The following is a 16,081-nucleotide window of genomic DNA, read 5'->3' on the forward strand; positions in this document are numbered from 1 at the left end:
GAGCAAAATTGGCTCCTATCTCTTTTATTTGAAAATTTTAAGTAAATTACTTTAATGTCTATTAGCGTTTTTTATTCATATTTTTGTTTTGGTTTCATTTTTTTAGTGTTTACTTTCATAACTGCTGCTGCAGCATCCAATCGCCCTGAACCAAAGCTTTCGTCGTATCCCTCATCACCTAAGTCATGAGCTGATTCTTGTAATATTCTTTTCACTTCTGAAACACTAATAGTAGGTTTTAGAGAATATAATAAACCTGCGACTGCTGACACGTGTGGTGCAGCCATGGATGTACCACTACTATAATAAACATCACCGTTGGCAAAAATTGCTGGAATACGTTCACCTGGTGCTACTAAATCTAGTCCTTTACCAGTATTAGAAGTCTTACTAAGGGCATCACTATTATCAGTAGAACCAACTGAAATAACATACTCGGAACTAGCAGGGTAAGCTAACTTTGTATCAGAATAGTTACCAGCAGCTGCAACAATCGTTACACCTTTATTATAAGCGTATTTTAGAGCATCTTCTACTAAGGGGCTAGTTTGTGATGCACCTAGGCTAATATTAATAACTTTAGCTCCATAATCAGTCGCATAACGAATACCTAAAGCAAGATTTTCGAATGTCCCTAGAGCTTCAGTATTTAATATTTGAATTGGCAAGATTTTTACATGTTGATTGATTCCTGCCATCGACTTCTTGTTATTTGCTAAAGCACCAATGATACTTGCTACTTGTGTTCCATGTCCATTATCGTCTATTGCATCTTTTTCATTATGAACAAAATCATAACCTTGATCCTTTAACACTACTCCTTTAAAATCATCGAAGTCATATCCAACCCCTGTGTCTAGAACAGCAACAATCGTATCAGGAAGATTTTTCCCGTGTAGGAATTTCTCCATTTCTTTATAGTTTATATCGGCTCCTACAATTCCACCAATTGGTCGGTCAATTCCATCTCCTTGCGCAGTATTTTCAAGTGACCATTGTGTTTTATATTGAACATCTTTACTTAGTGCTTGAATTGGATTACTTTGTTTACTTTCTTCTACAAACTCAAATATATTTTCATTTTTCAATTGGTTATATAGTTCCCTTGCATTGCCAGCTACTTCTAAAATAAACGTATTCTCAATTGATGTTACATTATTACTTAAGCCTTTAATTTTAGGTAGATTTGTCAAACCTGTTTTTTGTACAACTTCATTAAGTTGAGATAATGTGACTCCATTTTTCACTTTAACGATTAGTTTATTCGACGAATTTGTTGTCAACCCAAATTCTTTGATGGTTTCGATAAGGCTTTTACCTTCCTCTAACTGTAAACTTTGCCAATATTTATTAAGCTGTTCATCAGATGTTTTTGAAGCCTTTTTATTAATTGTTTCTTTCAGATGCTTTATAACTTCGATATCATTTTTTGTAAGTTTATAATCACTATTTTCGCCATCACTGATCTTTTGAATTTCATTAATAACTCCTGTTAGCTCTCTAAGGTCTTTTGCTACTGAATTTCTGAAATCAGCATCTAAAATAGCATCATCAACAACTTCCTTAGAAATCTTATAATATAATGTGGAAATGCTTTGACCTTTATCAGATTCTTCTAACAAATTATCTCTTATATCTCTTAATCTTCCCAATAAACTAAGAATTGATGGGTTTTGCTTAGCACTTACCTCAAGAGCACAACCAGTTGGCTCGTTATATGGTAGATGATAAGTTGGTTCGCTATTAAAAGTAAATAGACCACCTTTAACGCTTTCTACCTTTATATAAATAGTTGAATCGTTTGAAAGTGGATAAAGAATATGATCAGGGTTCTCTTTGTAATTGAAATAAGCCTTTCCTGCTTCCGCACTTTTTTTATCTCTATATACAGTAATTAGCGGTCCGTAGCCATCACCATGGTCACCTTTGATCGTGAAATTTATATGTGAGTTCGGCCCAAATGCAGAATGAGGATTTACCTTAAACCACTTGATTTCACCTTCTTTTTTAAATTCAAAACTTGTTGGTGTATTTAATTTTACATTTTGGATATCCTTTTCATCAGGCTTTTGGTAGATTCCAACTGCATTAAAAGCATTTTCCACCGATTGTACTTCAGGTGAATTTTTCCCGTATAAATCTTTTGTCGCTTGAATAACACTCAATCGTAATTGGACAAAATCAGCTACGGGTGTTAAATAATTTGTGAGTGCTCTGTAGTAAATTTTACCTAGCTTTTCTTTTCCAATGCCTTTCACATTAACCCCATAGTGTGTGCCACCTTCACTTATTAAATAAGCCGCTTTATTGGAAATCCCACTATTCCAATGTACTCCTCCATTATCCAGTATGCCTCTATATCTATTACTATAGTGATCTGGATTTTCGTTAAGCGTTGGATCAGACATAGAACGTAGAGCATCTCCTGAACGACCAGGCGTGAAAACGTCTTCGCCAATCTGCCAATTATCTTTCTTTTTCGTATCAAATTCGATTAATGTACCAAATATATCTGAAATCGACTCGTTTATAGCTCCCGGTTCACTAGCATAAACAAGTTCTGCCGAATGCTGGGTTACTGCGTGTGTGAATTCATGACCCACGACATCTACTGCACCTGATAATGGAATAAAAGTATTTCCATCACCATCACCGAATGCAAATTGAACCCCATCCCAGTAAGCATTGTTATAGTTCTTTCCGACGTGTACAGTTGCTTTTATCGAAGCACCACGATTATCAAAACTATTTAGATTAAATTTCTTTTTAAAAAAATCATAAGCGATTGCTGTATTGTAATGTGCATCAACGGCTGCAGCATCATAAGTTTCGTTCAAGATTCCGTCATCGTCAACCCAAACTTTCCCTGGAAGAATTTCACTAGATTGGCCATCATAGGTCGTAATTCCTGATCCTCGTGTAAAATCTTGTAAATAATATTTATTTTCAGCTTTATTCGCTAAAATTCTTTTTGTATCTCCTAGAACTCCTTTACCTATTATAGTTGTTTGTTCTCTAGATTCTTGTCCAGCTTCATGAATCGTATTATATTTTTCCACTACTTTTCCTGTCTTTACGTCAATAAAGTAGTACCAGTTTCCTGGCTCTGGTTCTAAGAAATTTAATTTTACAAAATAGACTAAACTCGCTTTATCTTCTTTCATATAGATATTAAGTTCAGGAGTAAGTGTTTTTGTAAATACTGCGTTCATTTTTAAGTCTTGTTTTGCAATATTAATAGCTTGTTCTTTCGTAATATTTTTATCATTATGAATAACTTCTTCTAATAATGCTTCTGGAGCAACAGATCCCGAAAAGGATTCAAGAATTCCGTTTTTAATATGGGCAATTTGTTGGTAGCCAAATATTTTAACCCCTTTATATTCTTGCTGAAAACGAACTAAATGATCTCCTTGATTCCTTACTTCTTTAATGACTTTAAATGATTTTTCTGCATCATTTTTTAGTTTATACATTGGCTTTGAATCATTTAAAAAACTATGAACAGTTTTTTCTGCTGAGTCTGACGAAGGAACTGATAGATTACCAGACATAAAACTAGGGGTACCAAAAGACTTTGAAAGACTCATTGACTCAATGTTTTCATTAGAATAAGCATATTCTGGAGAGGTAATCTCTATATGTGAATGCTTTACAGGAAGGACCTGTGCTTTTGAAACAAAAGGAACGGGCGATTGTGATAGTGCTAATGAAGTCAAAGCTGTTATTGATAAAAGTTTTTTCAACATAAATTAAACCCCTTTAAATTATTGTACACTTGCAATGAAATCCTTAATAAACATCGCTAATTACTTAGAAAACCTCTACAATTATTTTTCTATCAAACTACTAGTTTAATCTAAATTGAACTAGTAAATATGTGGTCTAGGAATGAAAAAACAAAGATCTAATATATTATTTTTGTTAAGATCGTGAAGTTCATTTATAAGAACATGTATATGATGTTTCTCAAGTTAATAAAAAAGAGAACTGTAACAATTGTATTTTGATAAAAATTTATCTAGTTACCACTTAAAATCCTCATCACACCCCTCCATTCTATTAATAAATTGTTTGAGTACTCAACGTCTTAATATTATGAGTATTCAAAAATATTAACAATACAGGATTTTCGATTGATTCGATTTATCTATTAGATGAATTCAAATTTTAAGCTTTAAATAGATTGAATATGGTTCTTTTTTCGCAATATCGAATGAAGAAAGTTCCAAAAAAAAATAAAACCACTAAATTCTTTGATTTGCGCACAAAAAAAGGTTGAGGGGCAATTAATAGAAACCTCAACCTTTTTGTCTTTTATGTGTAATTCTTTATAAACTTCTGTAGATTTTTTGTTTTGATCATTCAACTGCAAACAAAAAGAAGAAGCATTTTTAGCTTCTTCTTCTTTTTTAACTATTTAGTTTAATTCATTACATAGCAATATTATTATCATTCTCAACTACTGTTGGTTTAAATACGCGTTCCCATTTAGCAATTACAACTGCAGCTAAAGAGTTACCTACTACGTTTACTGCTGTTCTAGCCATATCAAGAATACGGTCAATACCAGCAATAAATGCTAAACCTTCAACTGGAATTCCTACCGTACCTAATGTTGCTAATAATACAACAAACGAAACGCCTGGTACACCTGCGATCCCTTTTGAAGTAACCATTAAAACTAACATTAGAGAAATTTGATCTGTAATTGATAAATCGATACCATACATTTGAGCGATGAAAATTGCTGCTAATGCTTGATATAAAGTTGATCCATCCAGATTGAATGAGTAACCAGTCGGAATTACGAATGATGAAATAGATCTTGGTACTCCGAATTTTTCTACTTTTTCCATAATTCTTGGTAAAACTGTTTCAGAACTCGCTGTTGAATAGGCTAAGATCAGTTCATCTTTAATTAATTTAATGAACTTAAAAATATTAACTCCTACCATTTTAGCTACTAAACCTAATACTACAATAATAAAGAATGCCATCGTTATATAAACAGTTATGACTAATTTTCCTAATGGAATTAAAGATTCTAGTCCAAATTTTGAAACTGTAACACCGATTAATGCAAAAACTCCAAATGGAGCAAATTTCATAATTTGATTTGTAATGTAAAACATTGTATCAGCTGTACCTTGGAAAAATGCTAATACAGGCTTTCCTCTTTCTCCTACTGCTGTAATACCAAGACCAAACAGCACTGAGAAAAAGATAATTGCTAACATATTTCCTTCAACGAAAGCTGAAAAAATGTTTGGCGGTACGATATTTACAAAAGTATCTGCAAAACCATGACTTTTTACTTCTTTAGCTGTTTCAACATAAGTATTTATATCAGTTTTGTGAAGAATACTCATATCTACACCAGCGCCTGGTTTAACGATATTCGCTACTAGTAAACCGATTAAAATCGCAACAGTTGTAATAATTTCAAAGTACAAAATAGTTTTTCCGCCTAAACGGCCAAGTTTTTTCGTGTCACCAACACTTGCAACACCTACAATAATACTTGAAACAACGATTGGTATTACAATCATTTTAATCAGACGTAAAAAGATGTCTCCGATTGGTTGTAAGTAATCAGCAACCTTTGGATTTCCATAAAAAATTGCGCCCACAATGATCCCGATCACAAGACCAATTAATATTTGCCAAGCTAAGCCAATTTTTTTCATAATAAAAGTCCCCCTTTTAGTAGAATTTTGCCAAGTTTTTTAATTTACTAAAAATAACAAAACCATTTTAATTTTTAAAACGGTTTAAGCACAACTTGGCTTGAGTATGTTATCGATGGAACTCTTATAAATTACCCATCATTTCCATAATTTGCTTTTTTGATTATATTCAGAATTTATAAACAAAAAAGGCTATTAAAAACAGTAGAAAAGAAATCATTACGATTTCAATTTTACTATATTTTCCATATTTCTATCATGGCACATTACAATTTTACTAAAAAACTGAGATTTTGACAAATTTCTCTTTCGTTTTTTTAATTACTTTTTAATTTTTAACCAAATAATTACATATAATTGATTTAAAGTTGAAGGAACAATTCATATAAAACCACTTTGTTTACGATAAATTAAGAAGAAAAAAGTTAAATATTATCAAGACTTTTATTTACGAATCAGTCGGTTTTGTTTATGATATAAGATGAATAATTTGGAAGTTTAATTTATTTTTTAATAATTAATGAAACTGCTTTCAAGATATTTTTTTTGAAAGTGATTTTACATATTTTGTATAATCAGTCTTGATTATTACTAAAATAAGTTAGTAATTTAAGTTTAAGAAGTGAGGTAAATTAATTGAAAACTAAAGTAAACCCAAAAGCAGTTATTGTTATTTTTGGAGCGACAGGAGACCTAGCAAAAAGAAAGCTTTTCATTTCAATATATAGATTATTTTTAAGTCAAAAAATTGATGAAGGTTTTGCGGTTGTAGGTGTAGGTAGAAGACCTTGGTCTAACGATGAGTTTCGTGAAACTGTAAAAAAATCAATAAAATCTATTGCTTCATCTGAGACTGAAATTGAAAGCTTCTTATCTCATTTTTATTACCACCAATTTGAAGTATTAGAACCATCTTCTTATATCGAATTAGGAAATTTATTAACAAACTTGGATAACCATTATGAAATTCCTGGTAATCGTGTTTTCTTCTTAGCAATGGCACCAGAGTTTTTCGGAACAATTGCTAAACAGTTGAAACAAAATGGCTTGGCTGATACGGAAGGTTGGAGTCGAATTGTCATCGAAAAACCATTTGGACATGATTTACCAAGTGCAATGGAATTGAATAATGAAATTCGTGAAGCATTTTCTGAAGATCAAATCTACCGTATCGACCATTACTTAGGTAAAGAAATGGTTCAAAATATTGAAGTAATCCGTTTTGCTAATGCAATGTTTGAACCACTATGGAATAATCGATTTATTTCGAATATCCAAATTACTTCTAGTGAAATTCTTGGTGTTGAGGACCGTGGTAAGTATTATGAGAACTCTGGAGCTTTAAAAGATATGGTTCAAAATCATATGCTTCAAGTGGCAGCACTTCTTGCTATGGAACCTCCAATTAAATTAACAACAGAAGAAATTCGTAGTGAAAAAGTGAAAGTATTTAAAGCACTTCGAAAAATTGATGAAACTGAAGTAAAAGATTACTTTGTTCGTGGTCAATATGATGCTGGTGTTATAAACGGTGAAGAAGTTCCTTCATATAGAAATGAGAACAATGTAGACCCTGAGTCTCAAACTGAAACATTTGTAGCGGGTAAACTTTTTATCGATAATTTTAGATGGGCAGGTGTTCCATTCTATATTCGAACTGGTAAAAGAATGGCGACAAAATCTACTAAGATTATCGTTCAGTTCTCAGATATACCGATGAATCTTTATTACAATACAAAAGAGACGATGTCTCCGAATTTATTAATTATACATATTCAACCTGACGAAGGGATTACATTGCAGTTAAATGCAAAAAGATCTGGCTCAGATGAAGGTTACACAAAGCCAATTCAATTAACATTTAATAATAATTGCGTTGATTGTATTAATACACCTGAAGCTTATGAGCGATTAATTTATGATTGTATGCTAGGTGATGGTACAAACTTTACTCATTGGGATGAAGTAAAATATTCTTGGAGCTTTGTTGATGTGATCACAAAAGCTTGGGATAAAAATTTAGCACCACTTACAACTTATAGTGCTGGATCAATGGGTCCAGACGAAGCTGATACTTTATTGACAGTTGATGGTCATAAATGGTGGCCAGTTACTGATCGATTAAATGAAAATTAATAAAAAGTTCCCCCCTCATCAAATCGAGGGGGGAACTTTTTATTTCAATCTTTAAATTATGTCCACTGAGTATGGAACTTACCTTCTTTATCAATTCGTTCATAAGTATGTGCACCAAAATAATCTCTTTGTGCTTGAATTAAATTTGCAGGAAGTGTTTCTGTACGGTAACTATCAAAATAAGCTAATGCAGCAGAGAAACATGGAATTGGTACTCCAGCTTCAATTGCTACTACGCTAATTTTACGTAATGCACCTTGATAACTTTCTACGATTTCTTTGAAATATGGATCAAGCAATAAGTTAGAAAGATTAGCATCTAAATCATATGCTTCCTTAATTTTTTGTAAGAAGGCTGCTCGGATAATACATCCACCTCTGAAAATCATCGCTATATCACCATATTGTAAATCCCAGTTATACTCATCAGATGCAGCTCTTAATTGAGCAAATCCTTGAGCATATGAACAAATTTTACTCATATAAAGGGCTTTACGGACATCTTCAATCAGTTGCTTTTTATCACCATTATATGTACTAGTTGATGGACCAGATAATAATTTACTTGCTTTTACTCTTTCATCTTTCATTGCAGAAATAAAACGTGCAAATACAGACTCCGTTATAATAGAAGTAGGTACGCCTAAATCAAGCGTGCTTTGGCTTGTCCATTTTCCTGTACCTTTTTGTCCTGCTTTATCTAAAATAACGTCTACAAGTGGTTTACCAGTTTCTTCGTCTGTTTTCGTAAAGATATCGGCTGTAATTTCAATTAAATAACTATCAAGTTCACCCTTATTCCAATCACTAAACACACGGTGTAATTCTTCAGCACTTAAGCCCAGTACATTTTTTAATAAAAAGTAAGCTTCTGAGATTAATTGCATATCACCATATTCAATTCCATTATGAACCATTTTCACGTAATGACCTGCACCATCTGGGCCTATATATGTTGTACAAGGCTCATTATTCACTTTTGCAGAAATCGCTTCAAAAATTGGTTTAACTAGTTCAAATGCTTCTTTTTGTCCACCAGGCATAATTGAAGGTCCTTTTAAAGCCCCCTCTTCTCCTCCTGAAACACCTGTTCCAATAAAATGAATTCCGCTATCAGAAAGCATTTTGTTTCGTCTTTGAGTGTCTTTATAGTATGTATTTCCGCCATCAATTAAAATATCACCTTGGTCAAGATGAGGTAATAACATTTCAATTGTTGAATCTGTTGGGGCACCTGCTTTTACCATTATCAAAATTTTTCTAGGTGTTTCAAGAGAATTTACAAATTCTTCAATTGAAAATGCACCAACTACATTTTTACCTTCTGCTTCTTTTAAAAATTCTTCTGTTTTTTCAACTGATCGGTTATAAACAGAAATTGAGAAACCTCTACTTTCAATATTTAAAGCTAGGTTTTTTCCCATTACTGCTAATCCAATTACGCCTATTTGTTGTTTAGCCAATTCAATTAGTCCTTTCTAATTAAAAATTTGCAAGGGTTTTCAAATTAAAAAATTGTAAAATATTTACTCTCTTTAATATATCCTCCGATTAGTTATGCTATCCTGTAAAATAGTCAAAAGACTAACCAAGCAAAATCCTTGCATACCATAAACTTAAGGTCAATAATGATATTAACATAACAAGCGCGATGAATAAATGTAAACATGATCTAGACATTAAAATTTCATAATTTGAAAAGAAGTGAGACGATGATAAAAAATTACAAGAATAATAAATGGACCCAACTTTTATTTACTTTAACCATTGCAATAATCGGTGGATTTTTATTTCAATCGATTAATCTACCAATACCTTGGCTCCTTGGACCAATGTTTTTTGTCCTTATACTTTCTAAAATAAAAGGGATTAAATTGTATTGGCCAAGTAAAATTCGAGATACAGCCATGATCATAATCGGCTACACAATTGGGCTATCATTTACAGCCTCTACCTTTATTCAAATCGGTCATCAAATAACTTCTATGATTTTGATGACCTTTTTACTCATCCTTTTTACAATTACAATTTCAATCATCATTTCAAAAGTATTTAAAATACATTATCCAACTGTATTGCTAGGTAGCATTCCTGGTGGCCTTAGCCAAATGATTGCTCTAGCAGAAGAAATTAAAGATATTGACTTTACAATTGTCACTTTCTTACAAATTTCCAGGCTAATGATGATTATTTTTATGGTCCCATTATTAATTTTCAGTCCTTTTTTTAATGTACATAAAAGTTCAATTTCAGAAGCCATTCAACACACTTCAGCTAGCTGGCATGGCTTATATCCAAACATCATAATTTTTGCTATTTTTTGTACATTACTTGGAATATTAGGGAAGAAAATAAATTTTCCAACAGCATTACTTTTAGGACCAATGATTGCTACCATTATCCTTAATTTATCTGGACTCCATGGACCTGCATTACCATCTGTTATTCTAGATTGCTCTCAGCTGATGATGGGAAGTTATATTGGCTTATTATTAAAACCAGAAAACTTAAATAACAAATTAAAGATCATTTTCGTTTCAATCTTAAGTGGTATCATTTTATTAACATTTTCACTTTTATCTAGTCTATTTTTAACACATATTCACACCATTGATCTAATCAGTGCCTTACTAAGCTTAGCTCCCGGTGGAATGGATCAAATGGCATTAATTGCGAAAGAAGTAGATGCAGATATAACTGTCATCATGTGTTATCAACTATTCAGAACATTATTCATATTTATCGTAGTACCCTATTTACTAAGATATATTTTTAGGGCAAAAATCCAAGAAAGTAACTTAAAACGAATAAGTAACGAATAAAAAAAAGCAAGGAATATAAACGTTCCTTGCTTTTTACTCTTCATAAATCATTTTTCTAGTCATTCCACCATCAATTATGATATTTTGACCATTTATAAAGTTATTTTCTGGATCAGCTAGATAAATACAAGCTTTCGCTATATCCTCAGGCTTACCTACTCGATTTGACCAATGTTGAGTATGATCAGTTTCTTTTAATTGTTCATTTTCGTCAACTTGTATCCATCCAGGGCTAATGCAGTTTACTGTTATACCATTTGGCTGAAGCGTTGCAGCTAATGAATGGGTAATTGATACAATTCCACCTTTTGATGCTGCATAAGCTTCTGAATTTGGCTCTGACATGATCGCTCTTGTTGATGCCATATTTATGATTCTCGCACCATTATTCATCACTTTGGCAGCTTCTCTAGATGAAATAAAAACGCTCCTTAAATTTGTATTTATTACTTTATCCCATTCATTTGTTGATAAACTCAAAAATGGCTTAAAAGCTGAAATTCCTGCATTATTTATTAAAATATCAAGCTTACCAACTTGATCAATGACTGTGCCAATTAGATTGATAATGTCCCCTTCTATACTAACATCCGTCTTAAAGAATATTGCTCTCCCACCGTTTTCTTCAATTCTCTTTACAACACTATTACCATTTATCTCATCAACATCCGCTATAAAAACAATTGCTCCTAATCTTCCAAATGCAATTGCAATACCCTCTCCAATTCCATTTGCACCACCTGTGATAATAATTGATTTCCCTTTAAATTTTTCCTTCAATTTTCATACCTCTTTTTAAAATTAGTCTATTATTATTATTTCCACCCTTTACAAAAAAAGCCGTCAAATGACATGACGGCTATTAGTATGATTTAATTCGAACTAAGTTATCTCAACATTGAGGTTGATTATTACTTAATCCAATTTTCTTTAATAAATAAATCAACATATCTTTTTCAACTGAATTTAACCTAGAAAATAAGCTATGAATCATTTCACTATGAGCTGGAAAGATACAACTAATTACTCTTCTCCCCTCGTCAGTCAAAGCTGCAAAAATAACTCGTCGATCTGTTGGACAATGAATGCGTTTAATATATCCCCTTGACTCTAATTTATCTAATACATACGTCATGTTTCCACTGGAGATTAAGATTCTTTTTCCAATTTGTTGAATTGGCTGATCTCCTTTATGATAAAGCAATTCTAGCACTGCAAATTCAGTTAAATTCAAACCAAAACATTTGATATTATTAAAAGAAGCATCAGTCAAAAAACGATTTGCTTTACAAATTTCAGAAAATAATTGGAGCGAATTAGTTGAAATTTCATTTTCATCCAATCATATCAACCCCTTTCGATTATCTTGAATTAAAGATAATTTTAAAGTATTTATCGAAAGTAGTCAATTTCGTAGTACAGACTATTTTAATAGAAAAATGACAATTGGTTTACATAATAATATTATTTGATTCACTTTCGAATCTCTTATTGAAGTATGTATTCTGAACCTGTTTTTTAGGAACTAATTTTCTCATTTTTGCTGGTCTCCTTCCTCATGAACCTCTTTTGAGGAACTATATCTCCCATTTTTGCTGGTTTCCTTCCTTATGAACCTCCTCCAAATAACGATCTTATTTAGACTATATTGAAAAGGAAAATTGTGGGTATCCTAACTGTAAGCATCAAATGCATTAGACCACTTAAAATGGTCCTTTAGTAAGCGAGACATTTATATTTAGGACGTGAGATTATGTCAGAGACAGATATGTCAAAATATGAGAAGAAAATTGTAGTTCGAAATATTCGTATGGAAGATATTAGTGAAATTATGAGTTTATCAAATCGTTGTTTTCCTGGGATGGAAGGATGGAAACGGGAACAATTAGAAAGTCATATTCGCATTTTTCCTGAAGGTCAGTTTTGTGTTGAGTATGAGGATAAAATTATTGGTTCTTGTTCAAGTTTAATGGTTGACTTTGACGAATATGATGACCAGCACACTTGGAACGTCATAACTGATAATGGTTATATTACAAATCATGATCCGAATGGATTTAATTTATATGGAATTGAAGTAATGGTTGATCCTGAATACCGTCGTATGAAAATTGGCCATCGTCTTTACGAAGCGAGAAAAGAGCTGGCTCGTCAATTAAATCTTCAAAGCATTATTATTGGTGGTCGTATTCCAAATTATCATAAATATAGAGATGAAATGACACCAAGAGAATATGTAGCTGCAGTAGAAAAACACAGTATTTATGATCCTGTTTTATCATTTCAATTAATGGAAGGTTTTACAATTAAACGGATTAATACGCGTTATCTTCCGGATGATAAAGCATCAGATTCATTTGCCACTTTGATGGAATGGAGTAATATTGATTATCTTCCAAAATCTAAGCGGGTTTATCGCGCATCATTCCCAGTTCGAATTTGCGCAATACAATACATGATGAAAAAAATTGAATCATTCTCTGATTTTACGAAACAGATCGAGTATTATGTTGACGTCGCCGCTGACTTCGGTTCGGATTTTGCTGTTTTCCCAGAGTTATTTACAACACAATTGATGTCTTTTCTAGAAGAAAAACGTCCCGATCAAGCTGTTCGTAGGCTTGCAACTTATACTGAGCAATACATTGAACTTTTTACAGAACTTGCTGTACGTTACAATGTCAATATAATTGGGGGCTCTCATTTCGTCGAGGAAGAAGGTAATATCTACAATGTTGCTTATTTATTTAGACGGGATGGTACGATTGAAAAGCAATTAAAAATTCACGCAACTCCTAATGAGAGAAAATGGTGGGGAATATCAGAAGGAAATGAAATCCATGTGTTTGATACAGACTGTGGAAAAATCGCAATTCAAATCTGTTACGATATCGAGTTTCCGGAACTTGCTCGAATTGCAGTTGATCAAGGAGCAAATATAATTTTCGTTCCATTTTGTACAGACGATCGCCAAGGTTATCTTCGTGTTCGTTATTGCGCTCAAGCAAGAGCAATCGAGAACCAAGTATATACTTGTATCGCAGGAACAGTTGGTAACTTAACACATGTAGAGAACATGGACATTCAATATGCTCAATCCGGTATTTTCTCCCCTTCTGATTTTGGCTTCGCAAGAGATGGCATTGTTGGAGAATGTGATGCCAATGTTGATACGGTCGTAGTAGGAGATGTTGACCTTGAAAAATTAAGACGTTCACGAAATACAGGCTCAGTCCGTCAATTACGCGATCGCCGTCGTGATTTGTATCGAATTGAATTTAAGAATTTAAAGTTAGAATAAAGATCTTGATTAATAAAAAATGATATTAAAAATTAAGCTCAGCCTAATATAGTATGCTGAGCTTATTTTATTATGTAAATTCCTTTTTATTTAGGCACAAGTTTTACTATATTCTACCAATACTATTAGACTCTTATCGTATTCTACTTTATTGTCTAATGGATTAAACAAATCAAACGATTACCCTTTGATCTATATAGAAATAATAATTTGACATATTTAGACACAAACGGAAACATCTACTATTCTAAAAAAATGTTAAACTGAGTAATTTTTACTAAATATCTTTAAAAAGCACAAATTTATGTACGGTTCCGTTTTTTTATGATATGTTTACATTATAATTTGATTATTCAGAAATAATTACAAATTTAAATTATCTGTCGAATTTTTATTTCTAATGAAATCTTTTAGCTATAAGGAGTGAAAGTTTTGGAATTTAATGATGTATTACATGGACACAGATCAATTCGAGAATATGAGGATAAGGAAATAAGCCAAGAGCTGTTAGATCAAATATTAGATGCAGGTATTCGTGCGTCATCAAGTGGCAATATGCAATCTTACTCGATTATTGTCACAAAAGATAAGGAAATTAGAAAGAAATTATATTCTGCACATATGGAGCAATCAATGGTAATTGATGCACCTATTCTTTTAACTTTTTGTGTGGACTTTAATCGAATGAGAAAATGGCTTTCGCTTAATGATGCACCGGTACATTTTGATAATTTCATGAGCTTTATGATTGGTGCCATTGATGCAACATTGGCATCTCAAAATTGTGCATTAGCAGCTGAAAATGCTGGTCTTGGTCTATGTTATATGGGCTCTACACTTGCAAATTGCGATCAAATTGGAGAAATTCTTAACTTACCGCCAAATGTCGTACCAGTTGTCGGCTATTCATTAGGCTATCCAAAAGAAAATCCCCCATTACGTGACCGACTTCCAAGAAAAGGTCTAGTTCATTATGAACAATATAATGATTATTCGGATGAAGATATTCTTGAAATTTATAAAGAAAGAAATGAAAAAGGCTGGCAACGTTATATGGACGTTCCAAAGCTTAAAGAAATGACAGAACAGCTAGGATTAAAGAATTTAGCTCAAATTTATACAATCGCAAAATATACACAAGAATCTCACCATGAGTATTCTCAAACAGTTTTAAACTATTTAGAGAAACAAAATTTTATGAACAATAAATGATCATTAAGTGTAAAAAAGTCGATTTCCAATTGTGGAATTGACTTTTTTATATTTTCATTAGTTTATAGATTAATCGTTATTCTTCTCATTTATAAAGATATACATATAAACTGATCTCCTCTTGCTTTATGTTATAATTCTTAAATTCTGTTTCCTTTATAAAAAATTCAAAATTTTCTTTTGTATAAGCACCTTTTTTCAAGAATGTTTTAAATGCAAATTTTACAAAATACTTATCAAACCCCTTCATTCCAGTTTTTCTAATTTCACTTTCAATATCTTTGGCAGTTGCATTAAAATTCATGTCAATGATCAGTGTTGTTCCTCCTGGTTTTAAAACCCTATACATTTCTTTAAGTGCTTTTACTGGATCCATAAAGTTCTTAAATGCAGCACTGCAAACAATAAAATCAAATGTGTTATCATCACAAGGTAGATTTGCTGCATTTCCTTCTATAAAATCTACTAAAACATTTGCTTGTTTTGCATTATTTTTTTCGATGATAACGAAATCTGGACTTAACTCTACCCCTGTAACAACAAAACCCATTTTTGCAAGTTCAATAGATAGATATCCTGGTCCGGGAGCTACTTCTAAAATCCTTGCACCATCATGAACTAAAGATTTAATTTCAGTTGCATATTCTTGCATTTGTTTCAAACGGCTTTTTCGTGAATTTTTGTCATACCATTTTGCAGTATATCCATAAATACCAACATCTTTTTTCTTGCGCATATTTTTCATCATCATATCCACCCTATCTCTTTTTTATCTTCTCGCTCATTGTTCACATGCCTTATTATTTAAATTTTTATGAATTAACTTGTCGGTTATTTGTTTGACCTTTAATGTAGTTTATATTTCTAGTACAATAAGAGAACAAAACGTCTAACAATGTTAGTTACCTAACACCGTTAGA

10 protein-coding genes are annotated in these 16,081 nt (G+C 32.1%); 4 read left to right on the forward strand and 6 right to left on the reverse strand.

Annotation, left to right across the window (positions count from 1 at the left end):
- Window positions 1–71 precede the first annotated feature (71 nt).
- Both CN925_RS09610 and CN925_RS09615 read right to left on the reverse strand, forming a co-directional pair.
- Window positions 72–3,749 carry a M4 family metallopeptidase gene (locus CN925_RS09610; RefSeq protein ID WP_098846032.1) on the reverse strand — a complete coding sequence of 1,226 codons (3,678 nt, stop codon included), beginning with the start codon at window positions 3,747–3,749 and terminating at the stop codon, window positions 72–74.
- A 684-nt stretch (window positions 3,750–4,433) separates the two neighbouring features.
- A complete protein-coding gene (locus tag CN925_RS09615; RefSeq protein WP_098846033.1) occupies window positions 4,434–5,690 on the reverse strand; it encodes a cation:dicarboxylate symporter family transporter in 1,257 nt (418 codons plus the stop codon).
- Between the two features lie 636 nt (window positions 5,691–6,326).
- On the opposite strand from CN925_RS09615, the gene zwf reads away from it, so the two are divergent.
- On the forward strand, window positions 6,327–7,826 hold the full coding sequence (gene zwf, locus CN925_RS09620) for a glucose-6-phosphate dehydrogenase (RefSeq protein ID WP_098846034.1): 1,500 nt from the start codon (window positions 6,327–6,329) through the stop codon (window positions 7,824–7,826).
- A gap of 56 nt (window positions 7,827–7,882) precedes the next feature.
- On the opposite strand, the gene gndA is transcribed toward zwf, so the two are convergent.
- Window positions 7,883–9,289, reverse strand: coding sequence for an NADP-dependent phosphogluconate dehydrogenase (gene gndA / locus CN925_RS09625; RefSeq protein WP_098846035.1), 1,407 nt, complete (start codon window positions 9,287–9,289; stop codon window positions 7,883–7,885).
- 249 nt (window positions 9,290–9,538) lie between these two features.
- On the opposite strand from gndA, the gene CN925_RS09630 reads away from it, so the two are divergent.
- Window positions 9,539–10,648 (forward strand): AbrB family transcriptional regulator, encoded by a 1,110-nt coding sequence (locus CN925_RS09630; RefSeq protein WP_098846036.1) that lies wholly within the window; start codon window positions 9,539–9,541, stop codon window positions 10,646–10,648.
- Window positions 10,649–10,681: 33 nt separating this feature from the next.
- Here CN925_RS09630 and CN925_RS09635 read toward each other — a convergent pair whose 3' ends face one another.
- Both CN925_RS09635 and CN925_RS09640 read right to left on the reverse strand, forming a co-directional pair.
- Window positions 10,682–11,428 carry an SDR family NAD(P)-dependent oxidoreductase gene (locus tag CN925_RS09635; protein WP_098846037.1) on the reverse strand — a complete coding sequence of 249 codons (747 nt, stop codon included), beginning with the start codon at window positions 11,426–11,428 and terminating at the stop codon, window positions 10,682–10,684.
- Window positions 11,429–11,540: 112 nt separating this feature from the next.
- Window positions 11,541–11,990: a MarR family winged helix-turn-helix transcriptional regulator gene (locus tag CN925_RS09640; RefSeq protein ID WP_142339211.1), complete on the reverse strand. Its 450-nt coding sequence runs from the start codon at window positions 11,988–11,990 to the stop codon at window positions 11,541–11,543.
- Between the two features lie 411 nt (window positions 11,991–12,401).
- On the opposite strand from CN925_RS09640, the gene CN925_RS09645 reads away from it, so the two are divergent.
- Together CN925_RS09645 and CN925_RS09650 are read left to right on the forward strand one after the other, a co-directional pair.
- On the forward strand, window positions 12,402–13,949 hold the full coding sequence (locus CN925_RS09645) for a bifunctional GNAT family N-acetyltransferase/carbon-nitrogen hydrolase family protein (RefSeq protein ID WP_098846038.1): 1,548 nt from the start codon (window positions 12,402–12,404) through the stop codon (window positions 13,947–13,949).
- Between the two features lie 432 nt (window positions 13,950–14,381).
- A complete protein-coding gene (locus CN925_RS09650; protein WP_098846039.1) occupies window positions 14,382–15,161 on the forward strand; it encodes a nitroreductase family protein in 780 nt (259 codons plus the stop codon).
- 85 nt (window positions 15,162–15,246) lie between these two features.
- Here the strand turns inward: CN925_RS09650 and CN925_RS09655 are convergent, their stop codons facing one another.
- Window positions 15,247–15,906 carry a class I SAM-dependent methyltransferase gene (locus tag CN925_RS09655; RefSeq protein WP_286138311.1) on the reverse strand — a complete coding sequence of 220 codons (660 nt, stop codon included), beginning with the start codon at window positions 15,904–15,906 and terminating at the stop codon, window positions 15,247–15,249.
- Window positions 15,907–16,081: the final 175 nt, after the last annotated feature.

The sequence above is a fragment of the Bacillus sp. AFS055030 genome (assembly GCF_002574545.1).
Taxonomy (GTDB): Bacteria; Bacillota; Bacilli; order Bacillales; family Bacillaceae_G; genus Gottfriedia.